A 13,695-nucleotide genomic window follows, 5' to 3' on the forward strand; every position below is an offset into this window, starting at 1 on the left:
CCCTTCAAACCTTAGAACGTGTCAGACGTTTTAGAACCCGGTGCGACGGTAGTTACCGCCGTTGCCGCCGCCTGCGCTGCTGCGGGCATCGTCGCGAGGGCGAGCCTTATTAACCCGCATTTCACGACCCATCCACTCAGCCCCATCAAGTGATTCGATGACGGTGTCTTCCTGAGTTTCAGCGGCCATATCGACGAAGGCAAAGCCCCGAGGGCGACCGGTTTCGCGATCGGTGGGCAGGCTAACCCGCTTCACGTCGCCGTATTCAGCGAAAACCCGCTCCAGGTCTTCGCGCGTGACATCGTAGGACAAGTTACCAACATAGAGTGACATAGAGTTTGTCTCCTTACTGTACAAATGCAGCGAGTAAACGGAGACAAAGCTGTATCGAAAATCAAAGTGAAATGAAACAAGCGAAATCTACCGAAAACTGACCTCACCTATTTTAACACTCTAACTTTACCCATGGGGTGGTTAATGAGTTAGGTCAGAACAGTCGGGCTTAGGTGTCGTACATCAAGCCTTCGGGCGCTTCGGGATTTTCTTCTAGGTACTTATCAAAGCCAGTTTTTTTGGGTTTTTGGTGCTGGTGCGACACCTCAGCCCGCATCTCTTCAACCACATCCCAGGCGGCGGCAGCCTCAGAAGAGGTTTCACCCTTCTCTGAAGTGATCTGGTGGGCGTAGTCGATCGCCTTTTGCAGCTCGTCTTGAAAGTCTTTGCTGTCAACACTCATAATGGGCTTCCTCGTAGTTAGTTAATCTTCGAGATGAATAAGCTTATCTTACCCGGCTGGCGATCGCAGTCGTGCCCTGAACCATTGCCCCCTAAACAAAACCGTTCCCTGAGTGGAGTCGTCCCCTGAGCGGAGTCGTGCCTTAAACTATTGTTCCCTGAGCGGAGTCGTCCCCTGAGCGGAGTCGAAGGGGACGGCTTCAATGCTCAAACACCCCCTGGTACTGGAGCAAGTCGAGGGCGACAAAGGTAGGCAAACAGCGAAAACAGTCTTGGGCTATCTCCCACCGGCCCTCGCGCTTGAGCATGCCAGTTAAAGTCTGCTGAATGCTGTGCAGGTAGCGGACATCGTTGGCGGCGTAGCGGAGCTGCTCCTCGGAGAGGTTCATCGCGTTGCCCCAGTCCGAGCTTTGAGCCGTTTTGTCGAGTTCAATGCCCTCCAGTTCCCTGACCAACTCTTTGAGGCCGTGGCGGGGGCTATAGGTGCGGCTGAGCTTGCTGGCAATTTTGCTGCAAAAGACTGGCGCAACGGTAATGCCCAGGTTGTGCTTGAGGGTAGCCAGGTCAAAGCGGGCAAAGTGAAACAACTTAAGAATCTCTGGGGCTTCTAGCAGTTCTTTGAGCAAGGGCGCTTCGGTTTGGCCTAGCTCGATGCGCACCACGCCCACATAGCCATCGGGGTCGGCGAGCTGCACCAGACAGAGGCGATCGCGCTGGGGCAGCAAGCCCATGGTCTCGGTGTCGCAGGCGATCGCATCGGCCTGTTTATAGCGGGCCAGCAGATCGGGGGTAAGGTCGCGATCGCAGATTTCAAAACCGTCGGACATAGGAGTTCCTAAGCAATAGTTTCTGAGTCGGGTCGCCAGGGCAACCAATTATCATCAAGGGCTTGCTCCAGCGAGAAACAAGGACTTTCAGGAACTCGCTTAGCGTCTAGTTTGCTAACCTTAAGAAACAACTTTCTACCTTTGATGTACTCATCGGAGTAGCGCTCCCTCAGCGAACTTCTCAGGCTGGGGCTGTCATCTAAAATTTCCTGGATCTCTTGGCGGAAATTTTCAATTTCCCTATCCCAGCCAGAGAAGCACCGCTCGCGTTCAGTTTCCCAGTAGCTAAGCTTTAGCAGGTGCTCACAGAGACGTTTCAAGTAGCTATTGAGTGATTTCTTATCACTTCTGCCCAAGCTTTCAAGTTCCTCAATTAGGTTCTCCAGGTCGATCGCATCAAAGTTACGAGATTTCAGATGAGCAACCGTATTGTCTAGCCAAAGCTGGTAATCCCGGTCGTATAACGACTTGGGTTTGACATCAGTTTCGGTGCTCATCTGCGCCTCCTCCTCTGATTGAATCTATGAGTTGGACAATCTAACTGCGGCAAACTTTACTCTAGCCCGCCCAGCGCCTTCGCCACAGTGTTCACATCCTTGTCGCCTCGGCCCGAGGAATTGATCACAATGCGGGGGTTACCCGGTAGCTGGGGGCAGAGGGTTTCTAAGTAGGCGAAAGCGTGGGCCGTCTCTAGGGCCGGGATGATACCCTCTAGGCGCGACACCCGCTGGAAGGCATCAAGCGCCTCCTGGTCGGTAACGCTGTAGTACTCGGCCCGGCCCAAATCTTTCAAGAAGCTGTGCTCGGGGCCAACACCGGGGTAGTCAAGGCCAGCACTAATGGAGTGAGCCTCGATCACCTGACCGTCGCCATCTTGCAGCAGGTAGCTCATCGCGCCGTGCAGCACACCCACACGCCCAGCTGTCAGTGTCGCCGCGTGCTTGCCCGTGTCTACGCCGCTGCCCGCCGCCTCAATGCCAATCATCCGCACGCTGGCATCATCGATAAACTCGTGGAACAGGCCCATAGCGTTCGAGCCGCCGCCCACGCAGGCCATCAGAATGTCGGGTAGACCGCCAAACTTCTCGACACACTGGGCGCGGGTTTCTTCACCGATGATGGCGTGGAAGTCGCGCACCATCATTGGGTAGGGGTGCGGCCCTGCTACAGACCCAAGAATATAGTGGGTGGTTTCTACATTGGTTACCCAGTCGCGAATCGCCTCGGAGGTAGCATCTTTGAGCGTGCCCGTGCCCGCCGTCACGCCGCGCACCTCGGCCCCCATTAGCCGCATGCGAAACACGTTCAGCGACTGGCGCTCCATATCTTGAACGCCCATGTAAATGACGCACTGAAGACCAAAGCGAGCGCACACCGTAGCGGTGGCCACCCCGTGCTGCCCAGCTCCAGTTTCGGCAATAATGCGCTGCTTGCCCATGCGCTTAGCCAGCAGCACCTGCCCCAGGGCGTTGTTAATCTTGTGCGCACCGGTATGATTCAGGTCTTCGCGCTTGAGGTAAATATCGGGTCCACTGCCATCGGGGCGGCGGTAGTGGGCGGTGAGCCGCTCAGCGAAGTACAAGGGCGTGGCCCGACCGACGTAGTCTTTCAGCAGCCCGTCCAGTTCGGCCTTAAAGTCGGCCTCGTTGCGATACTGGTAAAACGCCTGCTCTAGCTCAAAGAGCGCAGGCATAAGCGTTTCGGGCACGTACTTGCCGCCAAACTGGCCAAAGCGGCCCAGGGCATCGGGGCGAGCGGCGGTTACATCAGGGCGAGGCGAAAGCGGCGTCTGGGTCACAGGCTTGGCGGGGGTGAAGGGTTAGGAGTAGCCCTCATTATAGGGAATGCTTTGACCCGATGCTAGGCAATCTGGCGCAGTGGCGCTGGGGCCTGTCGGCGCTGCAAGGAATGAATGTGGTGGAACAGTTCCCAGCAGTATTGCTCTGGCAAACCGCAGGTGGCGGCACCGCGCATGACCACGCTGGAGTACCACTCGTTGGGGGCAATTTCTTCGTGAGTTTTGTTGATCACGGAGTAGGTGCGGGTGTCGCCATAGACTCGACCACTGCAATTGACTGTCACCGTTTCGTGGCAGTAGCCCTCTTCGCGCAGGTCTAGCGCTGGGCTGAGCCGCCAAGGCAGTTGGTAGAGTACCCCTTGCACGGTTGAGCCGGGGTTGGGCACAACATCGAGCACGCCACAGTCGCGCAGTCGCGATCGCCGAAAGAACCCCAATCGATAACCCTCCAGCGTGGCGGGGCCAATCACGTAGGCGTGGGTGCTCTCACCCAGCGATCGCTTTAGATCGACCGGGCACATGCAGGAGCCGTAGGCAAAGTAGTAGAAATTGTCTTCAGAGATGTCTTTGGATGGTTTGAGCGGGATGGGGCTGTCCATGGGCGATCGTTGAGAGCGAAGGTTGAGAGCGATTTGGGGTTAGGGTAGCCGAACCGACCCCTTACCAAAAGGGGATGCGTTAGGAACATCGCCCCAAACGGCAATGTTCCAGCGTGTTTAAATCTATGTACAACTATAATCTACGGTTTTCCGGTCGAGATACCGAAGATTATCGCTGTTACCTTCGTTTATATCACTCTATTTCTGAAGGAGAAAGGTTTCTGAACGCAGCTTTGATAAGTCTTTAAGGTGACCAAAGCAGGGAAACTAGAAGCCAGGTTTCTATAGTCAGGGATGCTGGCCTCCGTACTGCAAAGCAGAAACCCGGTTTCTGCAGCGGGGGAATGCGCGATCGCGGGGTTTTGGTGCAATGCGGCGCGAGAGTGAGGTTTTAGGTGGCTAGGGTGATGCGAGCCGCTATTGCACCCTACGGTCGTCCGCAATGGCGTTGCGGGGAGTGGTTACTTGAATGCGATCGCCCGCAACACGATTGTGAGTCGTGACAATGCGATTACGATCGCCCGCAATCTGGTTGTGAGTGATCATAATGGCGTTGCGATCGCCTGCAACACAACTGCGGGTTATGACAATACGATTGCGATGACTGGTAATAGCAATGCGATCGCTTGCAATGTCAATGCGTCAGCTAAATCTTTGATGTCATCAATCTGCAACGCTGTTGCCCTAGATATGTCTAACTACGTTTAGTAAGGCCCAAACATGCCGTTGGCCGGGTTGTCGGCGTCGTCGCTACAGCAAAACGCGCTGAAGTGCTGCAAAAACTCGGCTTTGGAGAGCCAGCCATCCTGGTCGGCATCGAGCGGTGGAAACACCAGCGGCGCATAGACTGGCGACTCGTTGAAGGCGGCTAGCAGCTGCCCCCATTCTTCCTGATTCACTTTGCCATCTTCATCCTGGTCAAAGACATCGAAGATGATCTCCATCAGGTTGATAATGTCCTCGGCATGAAGCTCGGTATCGGTTAGACAGTCATCGTAGTAGGCCAGCCATTCGGCGCGGCAAACCTGATGGTTGTGGGCGGTATCGGCTTTTTTCTCCAGCCCCTGCCACTTACGCATGAGCTTGTCTTGCAGGATCAGGCAGCGGGGCGATCGCAGCGACCAGTTGCGCAGGGTAGAGAGCTTTTTGAACATCAGCTCAAAGTCTTTTTTGACCAAAACCCCGGTGTAGTCAGAGTCGTACATGCTAAAGAGCTTGGTCAATTTGCGCTGTTGCAAGTCAGTTAGCATGGCCTGTACGTCCCTCTGTCCTGGCAGTTGTCTACAGTCATTAGCCTATAGCACTTTCCGGTTGACTGTTGCTGCGCCTATCTATAGAGATGCCTATCCATACGCTGGTCCGTCAACGAGGTAGATCCCAGGATTCTTTTGGACTTTTGCGGAGTTGGTCTGTGAGGGCAGAACCCTGGGATCACTGGCGAGGTAGATCCCAGGGTTCTTCTAGGCTTCGGCGGGGTTTGTTGGTCAGGGTAGAACCCTGGGATCTGATGACCCTACAAATAGCCAGCGGCCTGCATGGTAAACAGGCGAGCATAGCGCCCATCCTGCTGTAGCAGTTCCTCGTGGCTGCCCTGCTCAATCAGCTTGCCGTTGGCTAGCACAATAATATTGTCGGCCCGCCGTACCGTCGAAAAGCGGTGCGAAATCAAAATTGCCATTTGGTTTTGAGTGGCTTCGCGAAACTGCTCAAATAGGCGCGTTTCGGCCTCAGCATCCATCGCCGAGGTGGGTTCATCGAGCACCAGAATATCGGCATCGGTACGCATGAAGGCGCGAGAGAGAGCAATCTTTTGCCACTGGCCGCCGGAGAGTTCTTGGCCACCAAAAAACCAGCGCCCAAGCTGGGTGTCGTAGCCCTCGGGCAGCGACTCGATAAACTCGGTGGCGGTGCCCTTGGCGGCGGCGTCCTGCCAGCGGTGAGCATCCTCAAAGTCGGTGACATCGCCGACGCCAATGTTTTCGCCCACCTTGAACTGGTAGCGCACAAAGTCTTGAAAGATGACGCCAATGCGCCGCTGCAAAACCTCGGCATTCCACTCTTGCAGGTCGCGGCCATCGAGCAGAATGCGGCCTTGAGACGGCGTATAGAGCCGAGTGAGCAGCTTGATCAGCGTCGTTTTGCCCGAGCCATTTTCGCCCACGATCGCCATCTTTTCGCCCGGCCTGAGGTGAAAGGAAACCCCCTCCAGCACCAGTCGCTCATTGCCCGGATAGGTAAACGACACCTGCTCAAACCGCAGCCCGTCGCTGGGGTCAAGGCCGCGCACCGCCGTTCCCACCTCTGCGGGCACCGGCTGCTCTAGAAACTCGTAGAGGTTCGACAGGTACAGCCCGTCTTCATACATGCCGCCGATCGCGGTCAGGGAGCTGGCAAAGGTAGTCTGCCCCTGGCGAAACACCGTCAGGTACATAGTCAGCTCGCCCAGAGAAATGCGGCCCGCGATCGCCTCCAGCACAATCCAGCAGTAAGCCAGGTAAAACGAGGCCGTACTCAGCAGCCCCAGTCCGTAGCTCCAGCCGCTGCGGCGCACCGTCAAGCTGCGATCTTCTTTATAGAGGCGTTGAAAAATATCCTCATAGCGCTGCATCAGCAGTGGCCCTAGGCCAAACAGCTTCACCTCTTTGGCAAAGTCTTCGCGGGCCAGCAGCGCCTCCAGGTAAATTTGCTGCCGGGTTTCGGGCGATCGCCACTTAAACAGGCGAAAGGCCTCACCCGCAAACTGAGTCTCGGCAATAAATGCGGGCAGGGTGGCGATCGCCAGCAGCGCCACCGCCCAGCCCGAAAACTGCAGCAGCAGTCCGCCAAAAGTGACTAGCGACAGTGCATCCTGCACCACTCCAAAGGTACGATTGACCATGCTCAGAGGCCGCGACGACGCTTCTCGCCGGGCCTGAGTCATCTTGTCGTAAAACTCAGAATCTTCGAAGTAGGTCAGCGGCAGGGTCTGGGCTTTTTCGAGAATCATCATGTTGACCCGCTGCCCCAGCAGCACCCGCAGCAGCGACTGGCACAGGGCCAACCCCTGGCGCGTGCCCGCGAGCACCGCCACCAGCACCGCCTCGATCGCCAGGTACATTAGCGCCGTTTGGCGATCGGCCACCAGCCCCGACTGGGCCGCCACCACCACCGCATCGACAATCAGTTTGCCGACGTAGGCGATCGCCGCTGGCAGCAATCCGGCCACCAGGGTTAGCAACCCCAGGGCTACCGTCAGCCGCCAGTCGGTCTGCCACACCAGCTGTATCGCCCGCTGCCCGTAGCGGTACATTCCCAGCGACTGGCCCAAATTGCGCCACGGCTTTTTCTGCTTTGACTTCGAAGCCTGAACCCGTTTTACCCTGTATTTACTCATTTTTCTACGATAGCGCCGTAGGGGAATGGGTGAGTGGGTGCGGGAGGTTCTGGTCCCTATTCCAAAGTAGACCCGACCTCTTGCCCTGGCGGCGCACTAGCACTCACTCAGACGGCGCTATTTTCTATGGCGGCAACGTCAGCAGGAAAGTCCTTTAGCTCAGCAATATCCTCATCAGGCTGCACCCCGGTCAGGTATTCGGGATGGTTTAGCTCGCGCACCTTGAGCACAATTAAATACTCGTAAAAGGCTTGTAGGGTGCACCAGGCCAGCCCCGCCCGGCCATCGCGCCAGCCGCCCAACACAAACATCATGTAGAACCACCGGGCCAGGGGCCGCATGGGCAGCCGCAGCGAGAGATCCTTTAGGGCGCGGCGGCGCTCCACCTCAGATTTGCCCCAGAACAAGGCCCTCCAATCCACGCAGCCCTTCTGTAGCTGCCGCAGGGTTTCGGCGGCCTCGTCGGTCGAGTAGCGGTTGTGCTTGTCAATCCAACGGCCTAACCCCTTGCTGCAGGTGTAGTGAGGATAGGTTTCCTGCAAGAACCCCGTCGGCCCATCGACCACCTCGCGCTCGGTGTGGCCGTAGTCGTCGAACCACACCTTACCCCGCTGCAACAGCCGCAGTTGGTAGCGCGGAAACTGCGTGCTGCGCCGAATCCAACGGCCCATGAACATGACGCGCTCGGCCACGTAGTAGCCCACCTTGTCACCCTGCTGAATAGCCTCTAAACACTCCGCAAACAGCTCCGGCGTCATGCGCTCGTCGGCTTCAAGAATGTAGGCCCAGTCGTGGCGGTAAGGTACATTTTCGAGCATCCAGGTGCGCTGCTGGCCGTGGCTGGCAAAGGGATGTTCAACAAAGCGAACGGGGTACTGGGTGGCGATCGCTCGGGTGCGATCGCGGCTGCACGAGTCAACCACAATCACATCGTCTGAGAGCAACGCCGACTCAATACAGGCGGCAATATCTCGCTCTTCGTCGTGGGTCAGAATAAAAATAGAGAACATAGGCGCGGTACATCCCAGCGGTAGACAGGAACTCTCCCTGGTTTAGGGAACCCATTTTGGCCCCCAAACTGAAATCTACTTACCCGCTTTGCCACCAGCCATAGTTCTGAGGCATCTTTACGCTGCCGTTATTGCCGCCAATAAATAGATAAGGGGCAGCCAATGGCCACCCCAATCGATAATGAGTAAGGTTCAAGCGTGAGCGCTAGTGCCTGCTAGCGCTGACATGACTTAGTCAATCGCTTTTTTCAAAGAATCTTTCACATCTTCTTTGGCGTGAATAGCCTGAGCCTCGGCTTGCTTGGCCTCACCCTCAGCTTTAGCTTTTCTATCGCCTGTAATTTCAGCGGCTGCGGCCTGCACTTTGCCTTCGATGTTTTCAGCCGTGGCCTTAGCGCGATCTTCTGTAGACATGGTGTGAGTTCCTTAACGCAAATCTACTCTTACCGTAGAGCTAAGCCCATCGATACCTCATCTACAGCAAGAGCGAAATCGAGCTATGTATTTCGACAGACCATCAGGTGAGGATATCCGTCTTAGGGGCAGCGTCGAACCCGGCTCTATCCCGCGTTACACTGTTAAAAACCCGTACTTTGGGCGTCTTCGGTCTTATGAGTTTAGAGATTAAAGCCGTGCAGGCACCGTATGGCGATGCAACGTACCGCACGCCACCCCCAGACTTACCCTCACTGCTGCTGAAAGAGCGCATTGTTTATCTGGGGCTGCCCCTCTTCTCAGGGGATGACATTAAGCAGCAGGTGGGCATTGACGTCACCGAGCTGATTATTGCTCAGCTGCTGTTCTTGCAGTTTGACGACCCCGATAAACCCATTTTCTTCTACATCAACTCCACCGGCACCTCCTGGTACGACGGCAACATGATTGGCTACGACACCGAAGCCTTTGCCATCTGCGACACCATGAATTACATCAAGCCTCCGGTGCATACCATTTGCATTGGTCAGGCGATGGGGTCGGCGGCGGTGATTTTAGCGGCGGGCACCAAGGGCTATAGAGCTAGTTTGCCCCACGCTCGCATTGTGCTTAACCAGCCGCGCAGCGGTGCCCAGGGTCAGGCCACCGACATCGAAATTCGGGCCAAAGAAGTGCTCGACAACAAGCGATCGATGATGGACATTTTGGCCAAGAGTACTGGCAAGAGCACGGAGCAGGTGATGCGCGACTCTGACCGGATGTTCTACATGAACCCCGAGGAAGCCAAGGAGTACGGCATTATCGACCGAGTGCTGGCCAGCCGCAAAGAGCTGCCCGTGGCGGCTGGAGTCGGTGTTTAGGCCCAACTCCTAAGTTCACACTCAAGATTCAATCGCGATCGCCCCTTAGGGTCGGTCTTAGCTCATCCCAATTTCGTTGTTTTGTTTTTAGGTTGAAAGAGCACTATGCCCATCGGCACTCCCAAAGTTCCCTATCGTTTGCCCGGTAGCCAGTACTCCCAGTGGGTCGATATCTACACCCGCCTCAACCAGGAGCGGATTATCTTTCTGGGTCAAGAGGTGACTGACAGCCTGGCCAACTCCATTGTGGCGGCTATGCTGTACCTCGACTCCGACGACAATACCAAGCCCATTTACCTCTATATCAACTCCCCCGGTGGGTCGGTGACGGCGGGTATGGCGATCTACGACACCATGCAGTACATCAAGTCTGATGTGGTCACTATTTGCCTGGGTCTGGCGGCCTCCATGGGGGCATTTTTGCTGGCGGCGGGCAGCCAAGGCAAGCGGGTGGCTCTGCCCCACTCGCGCATCATGATCCACCAGCCCATGGGTGGCACCGGGCGGCAGCGACTCCAGGCCAGCGACATTGCGATCGAGGCCAAAGAGATTCTGCGGGTGCGTCAAGAACTCAACGAGATGATGTCTCGTCACACCGGTCGTTCGATTGAGCAAATTCAAAAAGACACCGATCGCGACTACTTTATGTCGGCAGAAGAGGCCGTTGCCTACGGCCTGATCGACCGAGTGATTGAAGAGCGCACTCAGGATATAGCCACTGCCGTGCCTGCAACCGTTTAATTCGCTGCGCCATTTTCGCCTACAGTTGGCAGAATAGGGGCAGCACACGTACCTCTGCTATAGAGTTGGCGAATCATGGCGCTGGCGCACTACTACCGCATATTAGGGCTGAGAACCGGGGCCGGCTTTGGCGATGTCAAGCTGGCCTATCGTAATTTGGCCCGGCTTTACCACCCTGACACCAACCCCGGCGACCAGCTGGCGAAGGAAAAATTTATTCAGGTCACTCAGGCGTACCAGGCGTTGGTGAATGCGCTTCCTGCCGAAGCCGTAGCGGCCAAGCCCGCCCCCAGCTCAGCCCAGCCTACCGCTACCGTTAAAGTTTCGGCGCAGACTCCTTCAGACTCCCCCCCCACGACTGACATCAAGGAGGTCGCCGCAGAGGTTGAACTTACCGTTAGCCCCACTCCAGGCGGCTCTGAGGCCGATCAACAGCTCAAGGTAAGCAGCTTTAAGCAACTGCGAGAGTTACTGCAGGAGCAGCGTTTTCCTCGGGCTGTTGCCCTGGTAGAAGGGCTAGTTCATCGATTTCCTGAAGATACAGAAATTTGTCAGTGGCACGCGATTACCTACTACCGCTGGGGCCATGACCTGCTCAATACCGGCAATCTTAAAAAGGCCGAAGCCTGTCTGAAGAAAGCTCGCCGGGTTGATCCTCAAAATCGCTCGCTACGTCAAGCGTTGCACCACGACTTTGCCCGCCTAGAGCAGCTGAGGCAGCGCCCTATGGCCCAGGCCCAGTAGAGTTTAGTTTTGGATGATGGTTTCGAACCACTGCTCAAAGCGGATGGCTAGAGCTTCGAGGGAATAGTCAGTTTCGGCCTGGCGGCGGCAGGCGTGGCGATCGCACTGGTCAATGCGGGCGATCGCCCCCACCAATCCCTGCACATCATCGGGTTCCACCAGCCACCCGGTTTTACCTTGCTGCACAATTTCGGCGGGGCCACCGCGAGCGTAGGCGATTACCGGCACGCCGCAGGCCAGGGCCTCGATCGCCACATTGCCAAAGGCTTCGACCCAGCGCGGGGTCATCACCAGGGCGCGGCACTGGCGCAGCACTGCCTGTAGCTCGGGGGTGGGCAAAAAGCCTAGATAGCAGTGATTGGCTTGGGGAAAGCGATCGCAGAGCTGTTGCCAGTAGCTGGCGTCCTCCAGCTTGCCCAAAATTTTGAGCGGTACCTGGGCGATCGCAGCGGCCTCCAGCGCATCCTCCAGGCCTTTCTCAGGAGAAATGCGACCTAGCCAGGCCAGGGCATCGCCAGGGGAAGCGCAAAAATTGTACTGCTCTAAATCGATCGCGCTACTGAGAATTTCAAAGGCATTGGCCACTCCAAAGGTTTCAGCCTGAGTGCGGGTATAGGCCCCCAGCCGCTTAGGGAACTGCCGTGCCACCTGGCGGATGGCCTCATCCATTGCCTCGCTAAGAGACCCCATGGTGACAAAGTGAGCTACCGGCGTGCCAAAAAACTCGGTCAGGTAAAACGGCAGCCAGTCGTAGGCCAGATTCACAATCAGGTCAAACTGATCTTGATGCTGCTGGGCGTAGCGCCATAGGTTGCCCAGCACGCTATCGCTCGGGAGAATAACCGGGGTGTTGCGCCCCTGGGTATGAGCCGTAGGCTGAAGCTGACCAGAGACTTCCACCACGGTTACATCGGCCAGGCTAGACCCAGATGGTGCCGCCACCGTTATCTGGTGCCCTCGCGCCCTTAGACCTTGAGATAGGTTGAGCAACGTTAGCTCGACACCGCCCCCCAGTCCAGACCCCAGCGGCCCTACCGGAGTTGAGATCAAGAGGAGGCGACGGGAGGAGGGCATGGGCGTGGGTCGAAGTAGGGAGAGCGGCGCAAGACAGGTGTTTTGAATTTTAAACTTACGATTCTGGATTGGCGGTTCTAGATCAGCCCAATCATTCAAAGTCCAAACCCTAAACTTGACCTTAGCTAGGAGGAATGCGACGGCCTTCTGGTATCGATTGTTGGCGATCGTCGTCGCAAGTCGTGTCCAGGGCAGTAGATTCGCTGGGGTAGGGCGCAGCGGGAATGCGGTTGAGCTGGTTTAGCGCCCAGTGGGCAGTTTCTTGCACTCCAGGGTCAGGGTCTTGGGTAGCGTGGGCAAGCATGTGGCTGAGCTGCACCACCGTGTCGTAAACCCGGCTGAGATCGCGAATGGCGTTTTTACGCACCTCAGGGCTGGTGTCTTGCAGCCCCAGGGCTAGGGCGCGGTGCATGGGCTTAAGGCTGCGGCTGCTAATTTCAGCCAGGGCGGCCAGAATCAAGCTTTTTTCTTGCGAGTCGGCTTCTAAAAGCCCGTTTACCAAAGGCTGAATAGCATCGGAATGGCCTCGTTGGCCCAATTCCCAGATGGCGTGGCGACGCACTGAGCCATCGGCGCTGTCTAGCTCATGCACCAGAGAATCCACGATATCCACCGGGCTAAGGCGAGTAGTGGCTTCTAGGGGCAGATCAGCTTCGGTAGGGGCATGGCGCTGAAACTGGAGAGAGGGCGATTCAACCGTATCTTCTCGGGTGTCAGTAGGCTGTGGTCGATCGTTTCCGAGCGGCGCAGCCGCCAAACTGTCGGCAGATGGGCGTTTTTTCCCTTTACCAAACCATAGCCACCCCCCGAGGCAGGCCGCTAGCCCTAGACTGCCTAACATAAACCAGCCCAGGCGGCGATTAGAACGGACCGGGGCATTGATAGTCGGGTCAAGGGCCGCTGGGGCCTCAGCCGGTTCTGTGCTGGCTGAGGCCCCAGAAGGCGACGCTGATTCAAGGGTCTCGGCGCTGGGTAACAACACTGGCGGGTCTGCTGCCGCTGGGACATCCTCAACGAGCAGTTGGGGGTTGCTCATGCGCTGCCAGGTAACCTGGTCGAGGATGCCTGTGGCAGGTAGCCCAGCGCTGGTTTGAAAGGATGCGATCGCATCCTTAATCACCTCTCCATAGCTACCATCCACCGGCCCCTGATAAAGGCCCAGTAGCCGCATCTGCCGCTGTAGCAGTATTACCTCGTCACCCTCTGTACCAGGCTGCAGCAGCACCGGGTTGGGGGTTTGAACATCGGCCTGAGCAATAGCGTCATCCCCTTGAGCCGCCAGCAGCACGGCATCGGTGCTTGACCAAGCGGATAGGCCCAACGATAGACCTGCGCCCAGGGCCAGGGCCACCGCATAACCGCCGCTGGGGCCATATCTACTTACTGGCAATAGCGTTCTAATTCTCATGACGGCCCATAGCTGGCGGCGACAGTTACCCAGTGCAGATGCCCCTAAGGTAACTCACCCCGCTGAGAGCAGAGTGATCTATGGGGGGAGG

At 56.8% G+C, this 13,695-nt stretch carries 16 protein-coding genes; 4 read left to right on the plus strand and 12 right to left on the minus strand.

Annotated features, from left to right (window positions below; translation table 11 throughout):
- Positions 1-30 precede the first annotated feature (30 nt).
- The 6 genes from IQ273_RS07145 to IQ273_RS07170 all read right to left on the minus strand — a co-directional run bounded on the left by IQ273_RS07145 (position 31) and on the right by IQ273_RS07170 (position 3,959).
- The gene (locus IQ273_RS07145; RefSeq protein WP_194022486.1) at positions 31-333 is read right to left on the minus strand and encodes an RNA-binding protein; all 303 of its coding nucleotides are present in this window, start codon (positions 331-333) and stop codon (positions 31-33) included.
- Between the two features lie 169 nt (positions 334-502).
- A complete protein-coding gene (locus IQ273_RS07150) occupies positions 503-736 on the minus strand; it encodes a Calvin cycle protein CP12 (RefSeq protein ID WP_194022487.1) in 234 nt (77 codons plus the stop codon).
- 199 nt (positions 737-935) lie between these two features.
- Positions 936-1,562: a ribonuclease D gene (locus IQ273_RS07155; RefSeq protein ID WP_194022488.1), complete on the minus strand. Its 627-nt coding sequence runs from the start codon at positions 1,560-1,562 to the stop codon at positions 936-938.
- 8 nt (positions 1,563-1,570) lie between these two features.
- On the minus strand, positions 1,571-2,059 hold the full coding sequence (locus IQ273_RS07160) for a DUF29 domain-containing protein (RefSeq protein WP_194022489.1): 489 nt from the start codon (positions 2,057-2,059) through the stop codon (positions 1,571-1,573).
- A gap of 56 nt (positions 2,060-2,115) precedes the next feature.
- On the minus strand, positions 2,116-3,360 hold the full coding sequence (gene trpB, locus IQ273_RS07165) for a tryptophan synthase subunit beta (RefSeq protein ID WP_194022490.1): 1,245 nt from the start codon (positions 3,358-3,360) through the stop codon (positions 2,116-2,118).
- A gap of 62 nt (positions 3,361-3,422) precedes the next feature.
- A complete protein-coding gene (locus tag IQ273_RS07170; protein ID WP_194022491.1) occupies positions 3,423-3,959 on the minus strand; it encodes a gamma-glutamylcyclotransferase in 537 nt (178 codons plus the stop codon).
- A 465-nt stretch (positions 3,960-4,424) separates the two neighbouring features.
- Between IQ273_RS07170 and IQ273_RS07175 the strand changes: the two genes are divergently transcribed.
- Positions 4,425-4,667, plus strand: coding sequence for a hypothetical protein (locus tag IQ273_RS07175; protein ID WP_194022492.1), 243 nt, complete (start codon positions 4,425-4,427; stop codon positions 4,665-4,667).
- Here IQ273_RS07175 and IQ273_RS07180 read toward each other — a convergent pair.
- From IQ273_RS07180 to IQ273_RS07195, 4 genes are all read right to left on the minus strand, one after another.
- On the minus strand, positions 4,664-5,209 hold the full coding sequence (locus tag IQ273_RS07180) for an EF-hand domain-containing protein (RefSeq protein WP_194022493.1): 546 nt from the start codon (positions 5,207-5,209) through the stop codon (positions 4,664-4,666). The genes IQ273_RS07175 and IQ273_RS07180 overlap by 4 nt on opposite strands.
- Positions 5,210-5,472: 263 nt before the next feature.
- On the minus strand, positions 5,473-7,332 hold the full coding sequence (locus tag IQ273_RS07185; protein WP_228052478.1) for an ABC transporter ATP-binding protein: 1,860 nt from the start codon (positions 7,330-7,332) through the stop codon (positions 5,473-5,475).
- 107 nt (positions 7,333-7,439) lie between these two features.
- Positions 7,440-8,342 (minus strand): glycosyltransferase family 2 protein, encoded by a 903-nt coding sequence (locus tag IQ273_RS07190; RefSeq protein WP_228052479.1) that lies wholly within the window; start codon positions 8,340-8,342, stop codon positions 7,440-7,442.
- Positions 8,343-8,573: 231 nt separating this feature from the next.
- Positions 8,574-8,756, minus strand: coding sequence for a CsbD family protein (locus tag IQ273_RS07195; RefSeq protein ID WP_194022494.1), 183 nt, complete (start codon positions 8,754-8,756; stop codon positions 8,574-8,576).
- A 197-nt stretch (positions 8,757-8,953) separates the two neighbouring features.
- Between IQ273_RS07195 and IQ273_RS07200 the strand changes: the two genes are divergently transcribed.
- The 3 genes from IQ273_RS07200 (at position 8,954) to IQ273_RS07210 (ending at position 11,122) form a co-directional block, all read left to right on the plus strand.
- Positions 8,954-9,637 carry an ATP-dependent Clp protease proteolytic subunit gene (locus IQ273_RS07200; protein ID WP_194022495.1) on the plus strand — a complete coding sequence of 228 codons (684 nt, stop codon included), beginning with the start codon at positions 8,954-8,956 and terminating at the stop codon, positions 9,635-9,637.
- Between the two features lie 105 nt (positions 9,638-9,742).
- The gene (locus IQ273_RS07205) at positions 9,743-10,378 is read left to right on the plus strand and encodes an ATP-dependent Clp protease proteolytic subunit (protein ID WP_194022496.1); all 636 of its coding nucleotides are present in this window, start codon (positions 9,743-9,745) and stop codon (positions 10,376-10,378) included.
- Positions 10,379-10,453: 75 nt separating this feature from the next.
- Complete coding sequence (locus IQ273_RS07210) at positions 10,454-11,122, plus strand: DnaJ domain-containing protein (protein WP_194022497.1); 669 nt, start codon at positions 10,454-10,456, stop codon at positions 11,120-11,122.
- Between the two features lie 3 nt (positions 11,123-11,125).
- On the opposite strand, the gene IQ273_RS07215 is transcribed toward IQ273_RS07210, so the two are convergent.
- Together IQ273_RS07215 and IQ273_RS07220 are read right to left on the minus strand one after the other, a co-directional pair.
- The gene (locus tag IQ273_RS07215; RefSeq protein WP_194022498.1) at positions 11,126-12,196 is read right to left on the minus strand and encodes a glycosyltransferase family 4 protein; all 1,071 of its coding nucleotides are present in this window, start codon (positions 12,194-12,196) and stop codon (positions 11,126-11,128) included.
- 121 nt (positions 12,197-12,317) lie between these two features.
- Entirely contained in the window at positions 12,318-13,604 is a 1,287-nt protein-coding gene (locus IQ273_RS07220) for a HEAT repeat domain-containing protein (protein ID WP_194022499.1), read from the minus strand.
- Between the last annotated feature and the right edge of the window lie 91 nt (positions 13,605-13,695).

Origin of the sequence: Nodosilinea sp. LEGE 07298, assembly GCF_015207265.1 — a bacterium.
Classification (GTDB): Bacteria; Cyanobacteriota; Cyanobacteriia; order Phormidesmidales; family Phormidesmidaceae; genus Nodosilinea.

Coding starts and splice junctions, on each gene's coding strand:
- IQ273_RS07145 (WP_194022486.1), bottom strand. CDS start 333: ATGTCACTCTATGTTGGTAACTTGTCCTACGATGTCACGCGCGAAGAC.
- IQ273_RS07185 (WP_228052478.1), bottom strand. CDS start 7,332: ATGAGTAAATACAGGGTAAAACGGGTTCAGGCTTCGAAGTCAAAGCAG.
- IQ273_RS07170 (WP_194022491.1), bottom strand. CDS start 3,959: ATGGACAGCCCCATCCCGCTCAAACCATCCAAAGACATCTCTGAAGAC.
- IQ273_RS07220 (WP_194022499.1), bottom strand. CDS start 13,604: ATGAGAATTAGAACGCTATTGCCAGTAAGTAGATATGGCCCCAGCGGC.
- IQ273_RS07180 (WP_194022493.1), bottom strand. CDS start 5,209: ATGCTAACTGACTTGCAACAGCGCAAATTGACCAAGCTCTTTAGCATG.
- IQ273_RS07200 (WP_194022495.1), top strand. CDS start 8,954: ATGAGTTTAGAGATTAAAGCCGTGCAGGCACCGTATGGCGATGCAACG.
- IQ273_RS07195 (WP_194022494.1), bottom strand. CDS start 8,756: ATGTCTACAGAAGATCGCGCTAAGGCCACGGCTGAAAACATCGAAGGC.
- IQ273_RS07160 (WP_194022489.1), bottom strand. CDS start 2,059: ATGAGCACCGAAACTGATGTCAAACCCAAGTCGTTATACGACCGGGAT.
- IQ273_RS07155 (WP_194022488.1), bottom strand. CDS start 1,562: ATGTCCGACGGTTTTGAAATCTGCGATCGCGACCTTACCCCCGATCTG.
- IQ273_RS07205 (WP_194022496.1), top strand. CDS start 9,743: ATGCCCATCGGCACTCCCAAAGTTCCCTATCGTTTGCCCGGTAGCCAG.
- IQ273_RS07215 (WP_194022498.1), bottom strand. CDS start 12,196: ATGCCCTCCTCCCGTCGCCTCCTCTTGATCTCAACTCCGGTAGGGCCG.
- IQ273_RS07190 (WP_228052479.1), bottom strand. CDS start 8,342: ATGTTCTCTATTTTTATTCTGACCCACGACGAAGAGCGAGATATTGCC.
- IQ273_RS07210 (WP_194022497.1), top strand. CDS start 10,454: ATGGCGCTGGCGCACTACTACCGCATATTAGGGCTGAGAACCGGGGCC.
- IQ273_RS07150 (WP_194022487.1), bottom strand. CDS start 736: ATGAGTGTTGACAGCAAAGACTTTCAAGACGAGCTGCAAAAGGCGATC.